Genomic DNA, 20935 nt, shown 5'->3' on the forward strand with positions numbered 1-20935 from the left:
GTCCTCATGGCCGGGCGGTGGGCGTTGTTTCAGGCCCGAGAGGGTTTGCGAGCCAGAAAACAGTACAGCGGCGTGAAGATACCCGTCTTGCCGCCCGCGACATACGCCTCCGCAGTTTGATCGAGGAGCCGAACGACTTCCGCCGAGCCTTTCGGGAATAGCCGCAGTACCTCGGCCAGCTTCGATCCGGCGATCATCACCTTGCGGCCCCACGGAAGCCGTCGCAAGGCGTTCCCCAACGTCCCGTGGCGACTCTCCATGGGTTGATACCAGGGCGTGGAGGGTCCCTCCCGGACGTCGCGGTCCCTTCCCTCAATGACTTGAAATCCCGCGGCTTCGAGCGCGTGATTCACTTCCGTGAACGTGGCGATGTCGTGCAGCGCGATGCCGCGCATGAGGTCCTGCTTCACGGCCCGGTGCCGGCCATCGTTCGGATCGAACCGGTCCGTCAGACACATTTCCTGACCCCAGAACAGGGCACCCGGTTTCAGCACGCGGAATATCTCCTCGAAGGCGCGTTGCTTGTCCTGCGCATGGCACGTTGACTCTATGGCGTAACCCCGGTCGAAGGTGTGGTCCTCGATGGCGCTCATGTCCATGAAGCTGCAGCTCTTCAAGTCCACCAGGTGATCGAGCCCCGCCTCGGCGTTCAACTTCCTCGTCTGCGCCAGCTGGACCTCATTGATGTTGATCCCCACGACCCTGACGCCGGTCTCGCGGACGACGCGGCGCATGGGGCCGCCGACCCCGCAACCCACGTCGACCACCGTCATCCCCTGTTCCAACTCCAGCTTGGCGATCATCGCGCGCTGATGCCGGACCTTGGACTCCTCCAGACTCTCATTGGGCGTAAGAGGCGCGAAATGCAGGGATTCACCCCAGCTCCACACCATGAAGCCGTTGCAAAGCTCGTAGTACTCCCTGACCGTTTCCGCGTGGTCGTAGCCGCCCGCGCCTCCGGCCTCCGGCACCGCCCGGTCGACCCAGCCATCGAAGTGTCGCACGCGACGCGCGACGCCCGATCCCCGGTACGCATGCCTCAGCGCTCTCGGCAGTTCGCTGAGCCGCATTTGGTAACGCCTCAAGCGGGCAGCTCGCGCCGCTGCTCCGAGATGCGGAACTTCAGCTTATTGCTCGGCTTCATCGACGGAAACGGATTGAACCGGAGCTTCCGCGCGTACTTCGCCGGCGACACCTCAATCGTGAAGTGGTGCGCCAGCATCAGCAGGTTGACCGCCAGGTGCATCTCCATCCACCGCGTACCGAGACACTTGTGCGTGCCCAGCCCGTACGGGGCGAACCCGAGGCTGTCATGCTCCTGGCGCGACGGCAGGAAGCGGTCGATGTCGAACTTGTGGGGCTCGGGAAAGACTTCGCTCATGTAATGCGTGGCGGTCATGGCGATGTGGAGCCGTTCCCCCACAGGCAGCTCGTGGTTCTCGACCACGCACGTATTCATCACGTTCCGAATCGACATGGTCACGATCGGGTACATGCGCAGGCACTCCATGAGGAAGCGGTGCGTCACGTCGATGTTGGCGGGGGTGAAGTCCTCTTTCTCGGGGTCGCCATTGGCGAACAGGGCATCCGCTTCGGCTTGGATCCTGGCGTATAGGTCCGGCTGCGACGCCATGGCGTAGACCATGAGGCTGAACGTATCGCCGAGGTACACGCTGGCAATCAAGGCTGCGGAAAAAGCGAAGAGCAGGTTGGACTCCGGAAGAAACTGCGGGTCGCTCGCGTGCAGGCTGAGGTAATCGTCCACCAGGTTCCGCGGGCCGTTCGCCCCTTCGGCGGGCGTGTTTACTTGCAACACCCGCTCCATCAGGGTGTCCAGGGTTTTCGCCCGGCGCTTCATGCCCGGAGTATTCAGCGTGAACTTGGGCAGGAGTCTGGCGATGTGCACGCTGAGGGCCCGTTCCTTGTACACCATCAGGTCGTCCATGAGATCTTGCGTATCGACGCCGATGAACAGCGGCGAAAGCTGGGCGTTGACCAGCGCCCGGCACATGGACGTGGCGCGGTAGGAGTCCCCGACCGTCAAGGTCTCCATGTGCGCGCGCCCCCTGTCGTAGAGCTGATCCATCTGCCCTCCCAGCCTCGTGCGGGAATAGGCTGGCGACAGGAACTTGCGAAGCCGGAAGTGATCGGCGCCGTCCAGGGCGGGGAGGACGCCGGCCGCGCCGTACACCTGCTCGAAGTCGTTGAAGTAGTCCCTGGTTCTCAGGTACGAGCGCCCGTGCTTGTGCACCCAGCGGTTCGTCTCGAGTCCGGCCAGGAAGGTCATGGGCTCCCTGAAGGGAGGGCGGATCCGGAACACCGGGCCGTACTCCTCCGCGAGGTGCCCGAACAAGGCGTTCAGGTTGCCGTCTCGGACATGCGGGTTGGCCAGCAGCCTGCGCAGCGGGACCGTCGGAATCTTCTTGGCAAGGGCGGAGTGTCTACGGACCGGGCCGACGAGGTTCCGAGAAACCGCATCGGCAATGGACCGGCCGATCAAGTCCATCTGGCAGATGTACTTGATACGCTGCTCCGCCTCTTCATCGAGTTGGAAAATCAGGCGCAAGACATCGCACGTGTTGACGAGGCATACGATGACGACATCTCTGGGGTCGGGAATTTCGTCGGCGAAGAGAACCTTGCCGATGCGCGCCTTGATGAACCGGTCGGGCGTGCCTTCCGCAGATGTCCCGTACTGTTGCCCATGCAGGACCGTGGGAGCCAGCGTCCAGAATCCGCCGTCGTGGTGTTCGAGGATCTCCCGTTCAACCAGGCGCTCCAGAGTCTGGTCGACGATCGACTCCGCACGGGGGGCGAGCCGGGCGACCCAGTAGCGGGCAGTGCGTTGGCGCGGTTCGTCGACGACTTCCTTCAGGATCGGGTCCAGGATGGGATCGCCCGTTTCGGCCGGGTCCACGACGAACAGGGCTGCCAGGTCCGAGTCGAGCCGCGACCGGAAGGAGAGTTCCGCCAGCACTCCGCCGACGACGGCGCAGTTCAGTTGCCAGCCGGGTACCTGATGGAAGTAACCGCCCTTTTCGTCGAGAAGCATCAGGATGAGTTCGTCGACCAGGCTCAAGGGTTCCGCCGTCAAACTCTCCGCGCTCTCCACCGTCTTCGCTGTGTCAGTCATTGGTTCTCGTCTCGCCGCGACCGAGATGCACTACGCGGCACCCGCGCCGAAACGGCGCCACGAAAGCGTCAGACGCAGGTGCAGGGTGTATAGCGCCGGAACAACCATCATAAGAATAGCCGTGATGAAGAGAATGCCACAACCGAGCGACGCGGCGAAGGGTATCAGAAACTGGGCCTGGCCTTCCTGCCCGTTTCCGCGTGGTCGTAGCCGCCCGCGCCTCCGGCCCCCGGCACCGCCCGGTCGACCCAGCCGTTGAAGTATCGCACGCGACGCGCGACGCCCGACCCCCGGTACGCATCCCTCAGCGCTTTCGACAGTTCGCGCAGCCGCATCTCGTGGCGCTTCAAGCGGGCAGCTCGCGTCGCTGCTCTGAGCGGCCGCGCGACCTTGCCCGCCGAGCCATCCAACGCTGGTGGATGGAGGTCAGCGCCGGCACGAGGAACATCAGCACGACCGTGGTGAAGAGGATGCCGCAGCCGATCGAGGCGGAGAAGGGCACGAAGAACTGGGCCTGAATCGCGTCTTCGAGGATGAGGGGCGAGAAGCCGAGGAATGTGGTCAGCGACGTCAGCATGATCGGGCGGAAACGCCCCTTGGCGCCCTCGATGATCGCTTCTCGTGCCGGAAGGCCTTCCTCGAGCTCCTGGTCGATAAAGTCGATCATGACCAGGGAGTCGTTCACCACCACGCCGGCGAGGCCGAAGACCCCGATGAAGGACTGGGAGCTGAGTGTGACGCCCAGGATCCAGTGACCCAGAATCACCCCGATCAACCCGAACGGGATGATAGCCATAATGATGAACGGCTTGGTATACGAGCGCAGTGGAATTGCGAGCAGCGCGAAGATCATGAGCATGGCGATCCCGAAGCCGGGTCCCAGCGCGTTCAGGGATTCCAGCTGCTGCTGCGGTTCACCTCCGAAGGTGTAGGTCAGTTCCGGGTCCTCGGCGACGATCGCCGCGAGGATGTCGTCTTCCAGAATGCGGTTGGCGCGCCCGCCGGATATCACCGCCGGATCCACATCCGCAGTGACCCTGACGATGCGCTGGCCGTCCTGGCGATGGATGGCGGGCGGCGACATGCCCGAGCTCAGCGAAGCCACACGGCTCACCGGGACCTCGGCGCCGCCGGCCGTCCGAACCAGCGATCTTTCGATGTCGGTGATCGAGTTGCGCTGCTCCTCGGGCAGCCGCACGTACACCCGAACCTCTTCGCGGCCGCGCTGCACCCTGAGCGCTTCCGCGCCGAAGAACGCGGCCCGCGTCTGCCAGGCGAGGTCCTCGAGGGTGAGACCGAGGGTTCGCGCTTCGGGCAGCAGTCCCAGCTGGATCTCAGGGATGCCGGGAGTGTGATCGGAGCGGATGTCGTGGACACCTGCCACTTCGCGCAGGTCATTGACGACCGCGGTTGCGATCCCCGGGAGGCGGTCGGGATCCGGATGCGCTAGGACGGCCTCGACGGGGTTGCCCAAGTCGTAGATTGTGCCGCTGATGGTGAGTGCGCGAACATAGGGCAGGACACCCAACTCCTCGCGCCACGCCTGCACGACATCTCCCGTGGGAATCCGCCGGTGCTGCGCGTCCAGCAGCTTGAACGATATGGTGGCGACATTGGGCTCCGGGTTCAGGGTGAGGTTGGGACTGAGCCCCCCTCCATCTACTCGCGGCCGTTGACCGACGGTAACCGTTACCCCGGACAGCAGGGGCGGCGCATCGGCGGGCCTGTCTGCGGAGATCCGCTCGATGACCCGATGGCCGGCCGCCTCCAACTCGCGCGCCACCTCGTAGGTTCGCTGGGCCGTCGTCCCGTCCGGCATCTCCAGGGTGGCCGTTGCGAAATCGCCTTCAACCTCCGTGGAAAAGGTGAACGGAACGATGCCCGCCGGCAGCATGGCAAAGCACAGGATGAGCAGGGCGATGGCTGACGAGAGCGTCACTCCGGGTTGATCGGTCGCGAAACTCACGCCGCGGTGCAGGGGGCCCTGCACGAATCTGCCCAACTGCAGATCGACCTGGCCCTGAATCCGGGATACGAATCGTTCAAGGCGCGTTCGGGGCGCCCACTCCGGTCCGTGGAGGTGGTGAGAAAGGTGGTTGGGCAACACCAGCAGCGATTCGATCATCGAAATCACCAGCATCGCGATGACGATGGTCGGCAGCGCTTTCCAGGTCTCTCCGATCCCCCCGGGAATGAAGAGCAGAGGAGTGAACGCGGCGATCGTGGTCAGCACCGCGAAGATGAGAGGCACCTTGATTCGCCGGGCCCCGCGTATCGCCGCGATGACCCCCGGCGTTCCCCGCATGCGTTCAAGGTGGATGTGCTCGGAGACGACGATCGCATCGTCCACGACGATTCCGATGGCGAGCACGAACGAGAAGAGGGAGACCGCGTGGATGGCGAGGTCGAACGCCATCATGACGGCCAGGGCGCCGACGCCGGACACCCCGAGGCCGACGGCTACCCAGAAGGCAAGCCGGAGTTCGAGAAACAGTCCCAAAGCCAACAGCACCAGCATCAGCCCGAGAAGACCATTCTTAATGAGGATGGCGGCGCGCTCCTCGAAGGCATCGGATGAATCGTTCAAGATGGTGACGCCCACGCCGTCCGGGAGTGACGGGGCCACCTCGTCGGCGACGTGCTGTCGAACGGCGCCCGCCACATTCATCACCTTCTCGCCCTCGGCCCTCGATACCTCGACGAAGACGGCCGGCAGACCATCGTGCCGGACGATCAGGCCCAGGTCCTGGAAGCCGTCGCGCACCTCGGCGATGTCGCCCAGTCGTACCACCGTGCCGTCCCCGCGGCTGAGCAGGACGATCTCCTCGAAGTCCTGCTGATCGTAGCTCTGTCCCAGGGTGCGCACCCGCACCTGGGACTGCTCGGTGTCGATGCTGCCGGCGGACAGATCCAGCGAACTGCGGCGAATCGTGTTGGCGATGTCCGGGAGCGTGAGTCCAAGCGCTCTGAGCCGCTGCAGCGGCACTTCGATCGAGATCTCATAGTTGCGGATGCCGCTCGTCTCTACCTGGGAGACGGAAGGCAGCGCGGCGAGTTCATCCTCGATCCGGTAGGCAAGCTCCTTCAACGTCCGCTCGGGGACATCGCCGTAGACGACCAGGCGCATGATGCTCTCGGCGCTGGTCATCTCCGTGATCTGGGGCCGCTCGGCTTCTCCCGGGAACGTCTGGATTCGGCCGACCGCCGCTTCCACCTCGGCCAGGGCATCGTTCATGTCCGTGCCCGACCGCATTTCCACCCTGACCGACGCCATGCCCGGGGCCGCCACGGACTTGACCGCCTTCACGTTGCCCAGCCCTTTGACCTCGTCCTCGATCTTGGCGACGATGGCCTCCTCCACCTCCTCGGGGGTGGCGCCCGGATAGGCGACGGAGACCTCGACCTGGTTGAAGGGCACGGCGGGCCAGGCTTCCAGCTCGAGCCCGAAGAACGAGGCGACGCCCGCGACGAGAATGCCGACCATCAGCAGATTGGCGGCCACGCTGTTGCTCGCCATGTAGGCGATGGGGCCTCCGGGTTCGCCGTGATTCCTTCCGTTCGAAGTCATTGTGCCGGTTCAGCCTCGGTCGGAACGGGGATCGTCGTTATCAGGAGGGTACAGGTAAAATGGGGTGGTAGGCGAGGCTTCCCGATCAATGCCCGTCAGCGACACGAGTCCGGCGGCGATGATGCCCATCATCGGGAGATTGGCTGCAATGCCGTTGCTCGCCATGTAGGCGATCGGGCCGGACCGTTCACGGCGGCCGTCCAGCCCGGAACCCACGTCGGAACTCACCGCACCGGATCGATTCCGGTCTGGACGCGCATGCCTTCGGTGGCGAATTGAATGCCACCCGTGATCACCGCTTGGCCACGCTCGAGCGGACCGGTCACGAATACCTCATCGTTCGCGCGCTGCAGCACCTGGACCGGCACGATGCTCACGACGTCGCCCTCGCTCACCGCCCAGACCTCGTTGCCTGTTTGCAGCGCGGCGCGCGGTATCCGGAAGTAGTCGTCCGGTGAAACACCGTCGATTTCCACGTCCACGAACTTGCCGACCAGCAGCGGGGGCCGGGCGCCGGCCGCGCTGGATCCGCTCGCCGGGACACCCGAGGTGAACGGGTCCGACACGCGCGCGATCACATCGACGGTGCGGGTCTGCGCGTCGAGCGACGCCTCCACCCGGTCCACGTAACCTTCCCAGGCGTACGTTCCTTCTCCGTACTGCGCGATCACCCGAACCGCCACTCCGCTTTGTCCGTCGCCGGCTCGAAGTTCCCACAGTCCCGGGATCAGGGCAGCGTCGGCATCGGACAGCGGGACCACCACCTCCACTGCGTGCGAGGCAAAGAGCCGCCCCACGGGCTGTCCCGGGCTCACGACCTGCCCCACGTCCACGGACTCCGAGCGGACCACGCCATCGAAGGGCGCGGCGACGCGGGTTCGGGACAGCGCGAGATTCGCGTCCGCCAGCCGGGCTTCGTCCCGACTCAGGGCCGCGCGCGCCGCTTCGAGCTGGGGCTCTCTCAAGGTGAGCGGACTTGCCTCGGACCGCGCACCCTCGGCGTCCTGCCGTTCGGCGTAAAGCTCGTACTGCGCGCGCGCGATCGACGCCTGTTCCTGTTCTTGGAGGAAGGCGACCTGGCGCGAGGCGAGATTGGCTTCGGCCTCCTGCAGGCGGTACAGGTAGTCCGCCTCCTCAATGCGGAACAGCGTCCGACCGGCCTCGACCCGACCTCCGCTCTGGAACCCCGGATCCACCCAGACCACCCTCCCGCCCACCTGCGGGGCGATGTCGATCTCCGCGCTTGGCCGCACCGTGCCGGACCCGTACACAGGTATGGAACCCGACCCGGCTGAAACGCGGGCGGTCTGCGCGAACGGAATCCGGGGAGGCGGTTCCCGGCTTTCCGCCTCCGGCGCCAGTGAAATCAGGAGCGTCACCCCGGCCCCGGTAGCCGCCAGGATGAAGATGATGATCCTGACGCTGGATCCGAAAAGCAGTTTGCGCAGCATGGTGACCTACTCCGCTGGGGCCGAAGAGGCGCCTCGTGAAAGGGATACCCTTTCATGGTTCGGCACGTTTCCGGCCCCTGTCAAGCTAAATCGACTACCGGTTCGCGAGTACGCGCACGACGCGCCCGTCCGAAGAGACGATTATTACGGGACCGGCGAGAACGTCGTCGCCGAGATGGACCTCGCGGCCCGGCGCGCGGTGCCTGTCGGCCTGGCCGCCGGGCAGCGTGTAGGGTTCGGCTCGATCCACATCGACGACGTAGCCGAGGTCCGCCATCGACTGGATCGTGATCGCGCTGAAGGTTTCCGGCACACCGAGCCGGTTGAGCGGTCTCATGAGTTCCCTCCGGAGCACGGCGCCCCGCCAGTGCAGGTTGGCGCTGCCCGCGCCGCCGAGGTTCTCGACGGGGACCTTCGCTCCGCCGGTGTAATCGGCGCCGCCCGCGGCGTCGAAGGCGGCGATGGCCAGCGGACCTGTGAAGTGTGCGTCGATCGCCCCCACGCCCAGCGACCGGTCGCGCAGCAGACCCTTGACCGGCCAGAGCACTCCGAACCCCAGCGCGTGGGCGATCTCGTGCATCGCGAGTTCCGTTGCGTCGCCGGACGCGATGAGGCCATCGAAGTCGGAGACGTCGAAGAACATGACGGAGACGTAAGGGAGGTTCGACGCTTCCCGGAGCCCGCACGTGCCGGCCTGCGCGAGCGTCCGCCCGGGACCATCGATGTCCCGCATTTCGACCAGGATGAGCAGATCGTCAACGGAGACGACGGGCTCCGATGTCCGCGCCCCGTGGCAGCCGACGTGATCGCCGACGGGGACGGCCGGGAGTTCCGTACCCGCCAGCACCGACATCCAGAGTTCCGCCGCCGGACGCATCGCGGCACGATGCGGCTCCGTCACCGTGGCATCGAAGTCGAGCACGATGTCGAAGCCGCCCCCGGAGGCCCGAACGTGCACGGTGAAGGATGTTTCGGCCGCAAGGCCTCCCGGGTCGCGCGCCGTCACCGTCACCGTGGCCGTCCCCGGCGCGATGCCGATCACACGCAGCGTGTCGCCCGGGGCGCTGGCGGCCGCCACCGCGCTGTCCGAGGAAACCCCGCCATATCCGAGCGCTTCCCCGTCCGGGTCGACGAAATGCCCCGACACATCCACCAGCGCCGTGTCCGCCACGGCCAACCGGAGGTCCGGGATCGCGCCCGTGGCCACAGGCGCCCGATTCGGCACCGTCACCTGGAAGCGCAGCGCGGCGGCTCGCCCTTCCGGGTCGCGCGCGGTGATCGCCACCGTCGATGTGCCCGGCGCCGCGGAGACGATGCGGACCGTGCTCCCCGACACGTCGGCGACCGCAACCTCCTCGGCCGACGACCGCGCCTCGAAGGAGAGCACGTCCCCGTCGGGATCGCGGAAGTAGCCGGAGGCGTCCACCGTCGCCGTGTCCCCCACCGCCAGGTCGAAGTCGGCCACGGCGCCGATGACCATCGGAGGCTGCGTCAGCGGAAGTTCCATGCTCCCGTCGCCGCACGCCGCGGTCCCCGCCACCATCAGGATCGCGAACGCACGGCACACGGCCCCTCCGGCGGGCGCAGATCGTGTCGTGCAAGACGTCGTATAAGCTGTCACCGATGGCATGTTATTCATTGATCGAGACATCGGATACGCCTATTTTTATTACGGTTTATGGGTGTTATATTTCGGTCAGATAACGTGTCACATAACGTGTCAGATAACGTGTCATACAAAGCGCCCCTAAAATGGATTGGCAGACATTCGACTTCGAATACCGCCTCGACAGGCCCGGCTTGGCCGTCCTTCTCATCGAAATCGAGGCGAGCCGGAAGGCCATCGAGAAGCTTCTGCTGCCCCCGGATTGGAGGGACCAGCTCGACCGATTGAATCGCATCAGGACGATCCGCGGCACGACCGCCCTCGAAGGCAACCCGCTGTCGGAAGCGCAAGTGCGCGAGCTGCTGGACCGTAAGACTGAAGCGGACTCCACAACCAGGGAGTCTCGACAGATCGAGAATGCCGACGCCGCCCAGAACTGGGTTCGCGAACGGTTCGGACCCGGCGAGGCGCCGCTGGCGGTGGCGGACATCCTCCGAATGCACGAATTGCTCACCAGGGGCTCGGATGACGTGAACAACGTACCCGGCCGGCTGCGAGTATACGGCGTACAGGTGGGTACGCCGGAACTGGGCGGAGTCCACCTGGGAGCACCTCACGAGGAGCTTCCGCAACTTCTGGACGACTTCGTGGTCTTCGTCAACTCTCGGCGCGTCCGGGATGAACATCCGGTGGTCAGGGCGCTGCTCGCCCATTTCTTCCTGGTGACCCTCCATCCGTTCGGAGATGGAAACGGCCGCGTGTCGAGACTGGTCGAGGCCGCCATCCTCTTTGAAGGAGGATACAACGTACATGGTTTCTATGGACTCTCGAACTACTTCTATCGCAACGGAGAACTCTACAAGAGGCGTCTGCAGGAGTGCCGCAGGGTGCAACCACTTGACGTCACTCCCTTCGTGGGGTTCGGGCTGCGTGGCTTCGACGCCGAGCTGCGCGGAATCAACGCCTTCATCAACTCGAAGCTGAACCGTCTGGTCTACCGCCAGACGCTGACCTGGGCGCGCGACAAGCGAGTGAGCAAGCGCCGCCGCCTTATCAACGATCGCGAGCATGGCCTCCTGGGTTTCCTCCTCGAGGAGACGGAGCCGGCCGATCCCTTTTCGGAAACCCCGTCGCGGCGACTCCCGCTCGACGAGCTGATCGATTCGCCCTTCGTCCGCACCGTGTATCGCGCCGTGACTTCACGAACTTTCGTCCGGGAGCTCACGCGGCTTGCGGAACTCGGGTTCATCGTCTTCGAGCGCGACGCGGATTCGGGGGAATTTGTCGTCGACCTCGACTTCGCGGCCATCGGCAAATACGGCTCCAGGTAAGCCCGCTATACGCCGGTGACGTGGAGGATCGCCGTACGCCGGTGAGGGCGGCTCCGATGCTCGAACAGGAAGATCCCCTGCCAGGTTCCGAGAGCCGGCGCTCCGTCGAGCACGGGAACAGCCAGGTGCGTCTGGGTCAGGGCCGAGCGGATGTGCGCGGGCATGTCGTCCGGTCCCTCTATCGTGTGCCGGTAGCGCGGATCGTTCTCGGGCACCAGCCGGGCGAAGAAGTTCGAGAGGTCGTGGAGGACGTCCGGATCCGCGTTCTCCTGAATCGTCAGCGACGCCGAGGTGTGGCGGATGTAGACGGTGAGCATGCCCGTCTCGATCTCGAGGCCGGCGGCCCACGCGAGGACCGGGCGGGTGATCTCGTACAAACCCTTCCCCCGTGTCTCGACGTCGAGCTGCCGGACGAACTGCTTCATTCCGGTGCGATGCGCGAGGCGCTCAGGCCACGTCCTCGCGGCTCGCGGCGGCGGCGTGCGCGCGGAGCGCCCGCCACACTCGCTGCGGCGTGAAGGGGAGTTCGTCGATCCGGACGCCCACCGCGTCGTATATCGCGTTCGCGATCGCCGGGAGCGACGGGTGGAGCGGACCCTCCCCCGCCTCCTTGGCGCCGTACGGGCCCTCCGGGTCCACCGACTCGACGATGAGCGCCTCGAACTCCGGACAATCCATGGAAGTGGGGATCCGGTAGTCAAGGAGCGAGGGGGCCGTGTGCAGACCGCCCTCCACCGGCCCCTCGCGGAAGAGTTGCTCCTCGAAGATCGCCTCCGCGAAGCCCATGTAGGCGGAGCCCTCGATCTGGCCTTCGACGAGCACCGGGTTGAGCGCGCGGCCGCAGTCGTGCGCCACCCAGATATTCTTCACGCCGACGACCCCCGTGTCCTCCTCGATTTCGACTTCCGCCACGTGTGCCGTGAAGGAGTAGGCGGGCGACGACCCGATCGTGCCGCCGCGGTAGTCTCCGTGGACATCCTTGGGCGTGTCGTAGGAGCCGACGGCGCCGAGCAGCCCGAACTTCGCTTCGGCGATGTTGAAGGCCTCCGAGATCGAGAGGCGCCGGCCGGCGTCTTCCGGGGCCTCCGCGTCGAAGGCCCAGCCGCGCGCCAGGCGCACCCGCGCGGCCGGGACGCCCCACTGCTCCGCGACGGACTCCGTCACTTGCGCGCGGAGCGTGCGGCAGGCCTCGAGGCAGGCGTTCCCCACCATGACGGTTTCGCGCGACGAGTACGCGCCGAGGTCCACCGGCGTGAGGTCCGTATCGGCGGAGAAGACGCGCACGTAGTCGAGCGGAACGCCGAGTTCCTCGCACGCGATGTACGCCATGGTCGAGTCCGACCCCTGGCCGATCTCCGACGCGCCGTGCAGGATCGCCACCCGGCCGGAGCGCTCGACCTGGACCTGCACCGCGGCCTGGGGCATCTCGTTCGGATAGATCGGGTAGTTCGTGCCGGAGATGTAGGAGGAGGCCGCCATACCGAGGCCGCGACCCTTCGGGAGCCGCCGGTAGCGCTTCTTCCAGTCGCTGGCGCGTTCCACCGCCTCGAGGCACTCCAGGAAGCCATTGGACCGGACCCTGAACTCGTTCACCGTCCGACCCGTGCCCATGAAGTTGCGGCGACGGAGTTCGAACGGGTCGAGGTCGAGCTTCTCGGCCATCTTGTCGAGCGAGATCTCGTACGCGAAGCGCGGCTGCACGGAGCCGTGGCCGCGCTTGGGGCCGCACGGGGCCACGTTCGTGTAGACCCGGGTCGAGTCGAAGCGGTAGGACTCGATGTGGCACGGCGAGGTGAGAAGCTGTCCCGAGTAGTACGTCGTCACGAGACCGAACGAGGCGTAGGCGCCGCCGTCCAGGGTCGTGTGCGCGTCGAGCGCCCTCAGCTTCCCGTCGCGCGAGGCGCCGAGCCGGTACTTCATGCGCATGGGGTGGCGGCCGCGGTGCGAGTAGAACAGTTCTTCGCGCGTATAGAGGATCTTCACCGGCCGGCCCGTCCGCATGGCGAGGAGCGCCACGCAGAACTCGAGATCGAACGGCTCGGACTTGCCGCCGAAGGCCCCTCCCACCGCCGGCTGCACGACCCGCACCTTCGCCACGTCGTGATCGAGCACCCGCGCGAGTTCGCGCTGCAGGTAGTGCGGGACCTGCGTCGAGGACCACACCTCGAGCACACCATCCGGGTTGAGCCGGGAGATCGCGCAGTGGGGTTCGATCGGCGTGTGCGTCGTCCCGTGGAAGTAGTACTCCCCCTCGATGGCGACATCCGCTTCCGCCATCCGCGCGTCCACGTCCCCGAACTCGAGGTGAACATGCTTGAGGATGTTGCCGTTCGCCCCCGGCTTGCGCGGCGCGTGGATGGGATCCGCGGCGGCGTCGGGCGTCAGCGACTCTTCGGGTGAGAGATAGACGGGAAGCGGCTCGTACTCGACGTGGATCCGTTCGAGCGCCGCGTTCGCCGTGTCCTCGTCCACCGCCGCCACCGCGGCCACCGCGTCGCCGATGAAGCGCACCTTGTCCACGCAGAGCGCGTGCTCGTCGCGGGTCCAGGGGATGATCCCGTACGGCGTCGGCATGTCATGTCCGGCGATGACCCCGTACACGCCTTCGAGGGCCTCGGCCTCGGTCGTATCGATGGAGACGATCCGCGCGTGCGCCTCGGTGGAGCGGAGGATCTTCCCGTGCAGCATTCCCGGCAGGACGATGTCGTCCGTGTAGATCTCGCGGCCGGTCGACTTGCGCAGCCCCTCGACCCGGCGCGCGCGGCGCCCGAGCGCCGTGAACTCGGCGTCGGCGAGCCCGGGGAGCCCGTCCGGGGCTTCCGCGGCCTCGAGCTGCCGGGGCGTCAATTCGTGCGGGTGCATATGTCCAATCTACATCCAGCCCGCGGACCGAGCATCAACCGCGGACGAGGCTTCGGTTTCATCCTTCCTCCTCCGGGGCCCGTCCCATGGCCCGAAGGAGATCGTAGTAGTCGATCCAGGCGGCGGATCGCATGGAGAGAGCGCTGAGCCGCGCGCTCCGGAAGGCGTTCGCCGCGTCGAGCAACTCCAGGAGCGACATTTCGTTCTCCCGGTACGCCGCGATCGCCGAGGCGAGCAGCGCCTCGGCATCCGCCAACAGGCCATCCGCCGCGGCTTCGAGACGGCCTCGACTGGAAGCGTACCGGTCCGAGGTCGTGAGGAGATCGTTCTCCGCCAGCCGTCTCCGGAGGTCGAGGCGGTGGGCGGCGGCGGCGCTCCTGGCGTCGGCTGCCTGCCGGTTTCCCCCTCCGCGATCGAACAGCGGCAGCGGGAGATCGAGACCCAGACTGAATCCCTGGAAGCCGCCCTCCTGCTGTCGATATCCCAGACTGACGGTCGGGTCGGGCATCCAGCCGGATCTCGCGACGGCGAGTTCGGCCTGCGCGGCGTCCAGATTCCGTGCCGCCGCCTCAAGGTCCGGCCGGCCGAGCAGGGCATCGAGCGCCTCTTCCCGAGTCACCGGGGGCGGCACCCCGTCCAGCCCCGTGGACGGTCCGACTTCCCCGGTTCCGGTCCCGGGAGAGATCAGCGCCGCGAGGCGCCGGCGCGCGTCACGGGCCCGGAGCTCCGCCTCGGCCACATCCTGCTCGGCCTGCACCCGTTCCAGTCGCAACCGCCGCGTTTCGTAGGCGGAGATGTCTCCTTCGGCCAAGCGGATTTCCGCGTCCTCGGCCACCTCCTGGATCACGGAGGCGGCCTGACGCGCGGTGAACTCCGCCGCTTCCGCAAACCACGCGAGCGCCCAGGCCTCCCGAACCTCGAAGGCGAGCCGGGTCGAGTCGCTCCGGAAACGGGCTGTGCTCGCTTCGATCGTGTGGGTGGCCGCCCGGGAGCGGGCGGCCGTCCGGCCGGGCCACTCCAGGGGTTGGGAGAGGAGCAGATTCTCCTCCCAGTACTCGTCGCCATTCCGGTCGAGATCGTCGCGCCTGACCGAGAGCGACGGGTTGAACCAGACACGCGACTGACGCGCGGCTCCCGCGATCTCGGCGGCCTCGGAGCGCGCGATCCTCAGCGCGAGGCTGTTTTCCGCAAACGCCTCGAGGGCCGCCGCGAGCGAGACTCGGCGGACGGCTTCCTGACCGAAGGCTGCGTGCGGCAGCAGGAGCAGAACGAAAAGGGCGCCAGGCCCCGGAAGCGCGATGTTGCGGATGTTCAATTCCTCGTCACGATGGCCCGCATCGGGTTTCACGGGGTTTCGACGCGGTCGGCGGCGTACCCGGATCTCCCGGCCAACATCACCGGTCGCCGCGCCGCGCAGCAAGTGCGGCCCCGCGTGAAGCCCGCTTGAAGAGTGACCCCGCGCCACGGTGCGACGTCAGTCTATCGTGTAGCCGCACGCCCGGCGGGTACGCGATCCGCCGTCCTCGTCTGGAGGACCGCCGGCTCAGACTCGTTGCGGAGGTCGCCATGGAAGCGACGCGAGGACGCGCTTCACGACGGTCCCGAGGCGTCGCCAGGGTTTCGGCAAGCCGGGCGGCGGCCCGAAGCGCCGTCCTGTTCGCCGCGCCCTGGTGCACGGTGTCGGTCCCCGGAGTTGCGGGACAGGAGGCGGAGGCCTGTGCACCCGCCTCCGCCGTGCAGGTGACGGTCATGGACGAGTCCGGCACGATTCCGATCCCGTTCGCGACCGTGCGACTGGCGTCGGCAGACGAAGGTGCGTTGGACGGGCCGCTGCGTGCTGAGGCCGGCTCGGACGGCCGCGTTGTTTTCTGCGTCCCCGCCGGCGTCGGGAGGGCCACGCTGTGGGCGGAGTTCGGCGACGCCGCCAGCGACGAGACGGAGGTCCTGCTGCTGCCCGGGACAGTGCGGAACGTGGTCCTCGGCCTTCGCGTCGCTTCGGTGGAAAACGGGCGGCTGCTGGGCACGGTGACGGACGCGCTCAGCGACGCTCCGGTGACCTCGGCCGCCGTGTCTCTCATGGGCCGGTCCCGGGAAGTTCAGACGAACCGGCAGGGCGGATTCCTCCTCGACGACGTGCCGGTGGGCGTGTACGAACTGGCCGTGCGGCATCTCGGGTATGCCCCGTTGCGCCACATGGTCAATGTGGCCCGCGGCGCCACCACGGAAGTCCAGATCGGCCTCGTCCCGTCTCCGCTCGAGATGGAACCCCTCGTGGCGACGGCCGTGCGCCTGCGCCGGCTGGAGATCAAGGGCTTCTACGAACGGAAGCGATGGGGCGAACTCCTCGGCCTCGGGGCGTTCTACACCGTGACGGATATCGAACGTCGCAACCCGGTGATCATATCCGACATGATCATGGAGGAAGCTTCGATCCGACGCGCCTGTCGTCTGGGTTCCCGCACCTGCAGGCTATACAACACGCGGCTGGCCACCGGTTTCGGCTCGCGGTGCCTCATGCAGATCTACCTCGATGGCTTCCTCATCAGCGATCAGGGCGAGGCCGACCTGTGGGTGTCTCCGGTTGAAATCGCAGGCGTCGAGGTGTACAAGGGTGCGGCGTCGTTACCGGCCGAGTTTACCGGACCCGGCTCGCGGTGCGGCGTGGTCGCAATCTGGACGAAGTAGGATCCTCCCGACGAAGGATCATGCTCCCGCGTGGACGCCCAGCACGTCGGTGAGGAGCCACCAGGCGCCGACGGCGAGGATCGCGGCGGGGATGACGAAGCGGAGCCAGTAGTAGAGCCAGATCGGGGGCACGCCGCGCTTCGGGCGCCGACCCTCGCCCGCCGCGAGCTGCCGCAGCACTTCCGAGCGGTCGAGAGCCCACCCCACCGCCACGACCGAGAGCAGCGCGCCGAGCGTCTGGAACCCGGACCCGAAGGTCAGGTCCCACGGCGTGAACACGCTCATGTTGATCATGGGCGGGAGCGCGAACACGAACACCACGCCGATCGTGAGGGTCACGGCGCGCGAGCGGTCGAGGCGCGTGTTGTCGGTGATGCCGGCCACGAGCACTTCGAGCGCCGCCACATCCGACAGGTAGGCGCCGCCGAACAGCGCCAGGAAGAAGAGCGTCCCGAACACGGCCCCCGCGGGGATGCGCCCGAACACCTCGGGCAGCGTCGCGAACAGGAGGCCGGGGCCGCTCCCCGGCTCGAGTCCGAAGGCGAACACGGCGGGGAAGATGACGAGTCCGGCGAGGAGGCCGGCGCACAGGTCGCCGCCCGCGGTGAAGACGGCGTTGCCGCGCAGGGGATCGCCGCGGTTCAGGTAGGAGCCGTACACGACCATGAACGTGCCGCCCAGCGAGAGGCTGAAGATGGCCTGGCCGAGCGCGCCCAGCATGACCGGCGGCGTGAGCGCCCCGGGGTCGAACGCACCCAGATACCACCGAAGTCCCTCCCCGGCACCGGGGAGCGTGAGCGAGCGGACGATGAGAATCACCAGCCCGGCGAGAAGGGCCGGGACGATGAAGCGGCTCGCCTTCTCGATCCCGCCCCGGAGGCCGCGGCGCAGCACGGCGGCGCAGGTGAGGAGGACGGCGCCGGTGCAGACGCACTGCAGGAGGAAGGAGCGCAGCGAGAAGCCCTCCTCCGGGGGGAGGATCGCGGCGGCGTCGATGTCGATGCCGACGCCGGAGAGCAGCCCGGCCAGGGCGTGGTACAGCACCCAGCCGAGCGCGTTCGAGTAGTAGCCGGTGGCCGCCGTCACGCCGACGAAGAAGATCCAGCCGAGGGCGCGGCCGAAGGGGAGGCCGGCCGACTCGAACGCGCCGACCGGGCCGCGGCGGGTATGCCGGCCCAGCGTCCACTCGGCCATGAGCGCGGGCACGCCGATCAGCACCACGGCGAGGACGTAGAAGGCCACGAACGGCGCCCCCCCGAACTCGCCGACCATATACGGGAAGCGCCACACGTTCCCGAGACCGACGGCGACGCCGACCATCGTGGCCACGAGCCCGAAGCGGGAGCCGAATGTCTCGCGCCTGTCTCGTTCCATGCTCGACCTCTAGCTTGGCGGGTCGCATGTCGCCGCCGGCGCCCGGCGCCCCGGTGGACTCGCCCCTCGCTGACGGGCGAAACCTTGGGGGAGGGGCCGGCCGAGAGAAAGGGACGCCAGTGTGAAAGCTCCCTGGTTCCGCCGCTATCTGCTGCCGGGGCTCGTCTTCCAGTCGGCCGTCATCGCGGGCGGTTACGGCACGGGACGGGAGAACGTCGAGTTCTTCCTCTCCATCGGCCCCACGCCCGGACTCGCGGCCATGGCCCTCTCGACGGCGATCTGGAGCGCGGTGTGCGCCGTCACGTTCGAACTCGCGCGCCAGTACCGCAGTTACGAGTACCGCAACTTCTTCAAGCGTCTGCTCGGGCCGTCCTGGGTGCTGTTCGAGGTCACGTACGTGCTGCTGACGCTGCTCGTGCTGGCCGTCATCGGGGCGGCGGCGGGCTCGATCGTGGACGAGACGTTCGGGCTCCCGTACGCGCTGGGCGTGATCGTGGCGCTGGGGGCGGTCGCGCTGCTCCTCTTCTACGGGAGCGCGGCGATCGAGCGCTTCTTCGCGGGCTGGTCGTTCGCGCTCTACGCCGTGTTCGTCGCGCTCGTCGTGTGGTCGCTGGTGCGCTTCGGGTCCACGCTCGGCCCGAGCTTTGCCGCCAGCAGCCTCAACGGCGACTGGCTCGTGAAGGGGGTGCAGTACGGAGGCTACAACCTCTCCGCCGCCGCCGTGGCGCTGTTCACCGTGCGCCACATCCAGACCCGGAAGCAGGCCGTGTGGGCGGGCCTGCTGGCCGGCGTCATCGGGATGCTGCCCGCCCTCTTCTTCTACCTCGCGATGGTGCCGCACTACCCGGCCATCGTCGACGCGACCGTTCCCTCGAACTTCATTCTCGAGGCGCTCGGGTCGAGGACGTTCCAGATCGCCTACCAGATCATCCTCTTCGGCACCCTGATCGAGACCGGGACCGGGATGATCCACGCCGTGAACGAGCGGCTCGCGGCCACCCGGCGCGAGCGGGGCACCGCGCTGCCGAGTTGGGCCAGACCCGCGGTCGCGGCGGTCTTCCTCGGCGTCGCGCTGTCGCTCACCCCTCTCGGCCTCATCGACCTCATCCGGCAGGGATACGGGACGATCACCTGGGGCTTCATCGTCTACTACGTCCTGCCCGTCCTCACCATCGGCGCGTGGCTCGCGTTCCGGAAGCGGGGAAGAGCGGGAACCGCCGGGTTACCCGGAGGGAGTGACGGGACGTGAACACGCGCGCCATCCTCATCGGCCTCACCCTCGGGCTGGGACTCGGGATCGCCGCCTCCATCACCGGCTCTCCCGCGCTTCTGTGGGCGGCCGAGGCCGTCGAACCGTTCGGGCAGATCTTCCTGCGCGCGATCCAGATGGTCGTGATTCCGCTCGTGGCCGCGGTCGTGTTCGTCGGCGTGGGGCGGATCGGGAGCCTCCGCAAGCTGGGGCGGATCGGCGGCCTGTCGGTCGGCTTCTTCTGGGTCACGACGCTGCCGGCGATCCTCATCGGGATGGGCGTGATGGGTTTCGCGCTCACCTTCACGGCGCCGGTCCCGCCGCCGACCCCGACGACGGACCTGAACACGGCGACGCCGGGCATCATCGACTTCCTCGTGAACCTCGTGCCGAGGAACCCGGTACAGGCGGCGGCGGACGGATCGCTGCTCTCGATCCTCATCTTCATCGTCCTCCTCGCGGCGGCCACGACGACGCTCCCGCGGGAGAAGCGGGAGTTGCTCACCGGATTCGCGGAGACGGCCGGCGACGCGCTCATCAAGCTCATGAACTGGGTGCTGTGGACGGCCCCCGTCGGCGTGTTCGGTCTCGCCGCGCCGGTGACCGCGCGCACGGGGCTGGCGATGCTGCAGAACCTCGGCGTCTTCATCCTCGCCGTGGTCGTGGGCCTCTTCATCCTGAAGGGTCTCGTCCTGCTGCCGATGGTCCGCTTCGCCGGCGGCATGCGGGCGGGGCGGTTCATCCGCGGCACCGTGGGCACGTACACGGTGGGCTTCTCGACGACGACGTCGGTGGGCACGCTGCCGATGATGCTGCAGGAGGCGGAGAAGCTGGGCCTGCGCAGGGACGGCTACACGCTGATCCTCCCGCTGGCGGCCTCGATCAACCGCCCGGGGAGCGCCCTCTTCCAGAGCGCCTCCCTGGTCTTCCTCGCCGCCATGTACGGGGTCCCGCTCGACGCGGGGCTGATCGCCGCGGCGGTCCTCGCGATCTTCCTCGCCGCCATGACGGTGGCGCCGGTGCCGAGCGCGAGCATCGTGTCGCTGGTGCCCGCCCTCGACGTGGTGGGCGTGCCGCTGGCCGGACTCGGGATCCTGCTCGGGATCGACCGCGTGCCCGATGTCTTCCGCTCGGCGGCGAACGTCATCGGCCACATGGCCGCCGCCACGACCGTCGATGCGATGACGCGAAACGATGAAGGGGTGGGTCAGGAGATGAACGAAGAGTCGGAGGGCGGATGACGAGACTCCCCGCGTCCGGTCCCCTGCCGCGGCCCCGGGACCCGGAGGAGGGGCGCGAGACGCTGCGCGAGGAGGCGATCCCGGCCGCCGATGTCCAGCGCGTCCGCCTGCGGGCGCTGGAGTTCACGTCGCTGTGCCCGAAGACGGGACAGCCGGATTTCGGACGGGTGACGATCGACTACGAGCCGCGCGACCGCTGCCTGGAGTCGAAGGCGCTCAAGTTCTACCTGTGGTCCTTCCGCGACGAGGGGGAGTTCTGCGAGACGCTCGCGGCCCGGATCGCGGATGACGTCGTCTACGCCGTGGCACCGCGCCGGGTGCGCGTGGACGTCGAACAGAACGTGCGCGGCGGCATCGAAATCGTCGCCACCGCCGAGCGCGGAGAGTGCCGGTGAGCGCTTTCGCAAGATCGGCGCGCCGATGGCTGCGGACGAC

Annotated in this window: 16 protein-coding genes; 5 read left to right on the top strand and 11 right to left on the bottom strand. The window is 67.4% G+C overall.

From position 1 onward, the window contains the following. Positions 1-29: 29 nt before the first annotated feature. From ACOGXI_RS11670 to ACOGXI_RS11700, 7 genes are all read right to left on the bottom strand, one after another. Positions 30-1085: a class I SAM-dependent methyltransferase gene (locus tag ACOGXI_RS11670; RefSeq protein ID WP_419939018.1), complete on the bottom strand. Its 1056-nt coding sequence runs from the start codon at positions 1083-1085 to the stop codon at positions 30-32. Further along, a complete protein-coding gene (locus ACOGXI_RS11675) occupies positions 1082-3133 on the bottom strand; it encodes a cytochrome P450 (RefSeq protein ID WP_419939019.1) in 2052 nt (683 codons plus the stop codon). The genes ACOGXI_RS11670 and ACOGXI_RS11675 overlap by 4 nt, the downstream gene beginning before the upstream one ends. A gap of 164 nt (positions 3134-3297) precedes the next feature. Then, positions 3298-3483: a hypothetical protein gene (locus tag ACOGXI_RS11680; protein ID WP_419939020.1), complete on the bottom strand. Its 186-nt coding sequence runs from the start codon at positions 3481-3483 to the stop codon at positions 3298-3300. Beyond that, on the bottom strand, positions 3480-6701 hold the full coding sequence (locus ACOGXI_RS11685; RefSeq protein ID WP_419939021.1) for an efflux RND transporter permease subunit: 3222 nt from the start codon (positions 6699-6701) through the stop codon (positions 3480-3482). Before ACOGXI_RS11685 ends, ACOGXI_RS11680 begins: the two co-directional genes overlap by 4 nt. Before the next feature lie 9 nt (positions 6702-6710). Continuing rightward, complete coding sequence (locus ACOGXI_RS11690; RefSeq protein WP_419939022.1) at positions 6711-6917, bottom strand: hypothetical protein; 207 nt, start codon at positions 6915-6917, stop codon at positions 6711-6713. An 8-nt stretch (positions 6918-6925) separates the two neighbouring features. Then, the gene (locus ACOGXI_RS11695; RefSeq protein WP_419939023.1) at positions 6926-8152 is read right to left on the bottom strand and encodes an efflux RND transporter periplasmic adaptor subunit; all 1227 of its coding nucleotides are present in this window, start codon (positions 8150-8152) and stop codon (positions 6926-6928) included. Between the two features lie 94 nt (positions 8153-8246). After that, positions 8247-9719 carry a leishmanolysin-related zinc metalloendopeptidase gene (locus ACOGXI_RS11700; RefSeq protein ID WP_419939024.1) on the bottom strand — a complete coding sequence of 491 codons (1473 nt, stop codon included), beginning with the start codon at positions 9717-9719 and terminating at the stop codon, positions 8247-8249. 185 nt (positions 9720-9904) lie between these two features. Here ACOGXI_RS11700 and ACOGXI_RS11705 point away from each other — a divergent pair, with 185 nt between their 5' ends. After that, complete coding sequence (locus ACOGXI_RS11705; RefSeq protein WP_419939025.1) at positions 9905-11089, top strand: Fic family protein; 1185 nt, start codon at positions 9905-9907, stop codon at positions 11087-11089. Positions 11090-11094: 5 nt separating this feature from the next. On the opposite strand, the gene ACOGXI_RS11710 is transcribed toward ACOGXI_RS11705, so the two are convergent. Genes ACOGXI_RS11710 through ACOGXI_RS11720 form a run of 3 tightly spaced genes read right to left on the bottom strand, consistent with a single transcriptional unit; the run spans position 11095 to position 15299 of the window. Beyond that, the gene (locus ACOGXI_RS11710; RefSeq protein ID WP_419939026.1) at positions 11095-11514 is read right to left on the bottom strand and encodes a secondary thiamine-phosphate synthase enzyme YjbQ; all 420 of its coding nucleotides are present in this window, start codon (positions 11512-11514) and stop codon (positions 11095-11097) included. 22 nt (positions 11515-11536) lie between these two features. Further along, positions 11537-13951: a xanthine dehydrogenase family protein molybdopterin-binding subunit gene (locus ACOGXI_RS11715; protein WP_419939027.1), complete on the bottom strand. Its 2415-nt coding sequence runs from the start codon at positions 13949-13951 to the stop codon at positions 11537-11539. A gap of 58 nt (positions 13952-14009) precedes the next feature. Next, a complete protein-coding gene (locus tag ACOGXI_RS11720; protein ID WP_419939028.1) occupies positions 14010-15299 on the bottom strand; it encodes a TolC family protein in 1290 nt (429 codons plus the stop codon). Positions 15300-15517: 218 nt separating this feature from the next. Here ACOGXI_RS11720 and ACOGXI_RS11725 point away from each other — a divergent pair, with 218 nt between their 5' ends. Then, positions 15518-16636: a carboxypeptidase regulatory-like domain-containing protein gene (locus ACOGXI_RS11725; RefSeq protein WP_419939029.1), complete on the top strand. Its 1119-nt coding sequence runs from the start codon at positions 15518-15520 to the stop codon at positions 16634-16636. 18 nt (positions 16637-16654) lie between these two features. On the opposite strand, the gene ACOGXI_RS11730 is transcribed toward ACOGXI_RS11725, so the two are convergent. After that, positions 16655-18010 (bottom strand): sodium-dependent transporter, encoded by a 1356-nt coding sequence (locus ACOGXI_RS11730; protein ID WP_419939030.1) that lies wholly within the window; start codon positions 18008-18010, stop codon positions 16655-16657. A gap of 121 nt (positions 18011-18131) precedes the next feature. On the opposite strand from ACOGXI_RS11730, the gene ACOGXI_RS11735 reads away from it, so the two are divergent. From ACOGXI_RS11735 to queF, 3 genes are read left to right on the top strand one after another with little or no spacing between them, the layout of a single operon-like run. Continuing rightward, a complete protein-coding gene (locus ACOGXI_RS11735; protein WP_419939031.1) occupies positions 18132-19259 on the top strand; it encodes a hypothetical protein in 1128 nt (375 codons plus the stop codon). After that, positions 19256-20500: a dicarboxylate/amino acid:cation symporter gene (locus tag ACOGXI_RS11740; RefSeq protein ID WP_419939032.1), complete on the top strand. Its 1245-nt coding sequence runs from the start codon at positions 19256-19258 to the stop codon at positions 20498-20500. Before ACOGXI_RS11735 ends, ACOGXI_RS11740 begins: the two co-directional genes overlap by 4 nt. Then, positions 20497-20895, top strand: a complete 399-nt coding sequence (gene queF / locus ACOGXI_RS11745) for a preQ(1) synthase (protein ID WP_419939033.1) — start codon at positions 20497-20499, stop codon at positions 20893-20895. Before ACOGXI_RS11740 ends, queF begins: the two co-directional genes overlap by 4 nt. Positions 20896-20935 lie beyond the last annotated feature (40 nt).

Source organism: Candidatus Palauibacter sp., assembly GCF_965208055.1.
Classification (GTDB): Bacteria; Gemmatimonadota; Gemmatimonadetes; order Palauibacterales; family Palauibacteraceae; genus Palauibacter.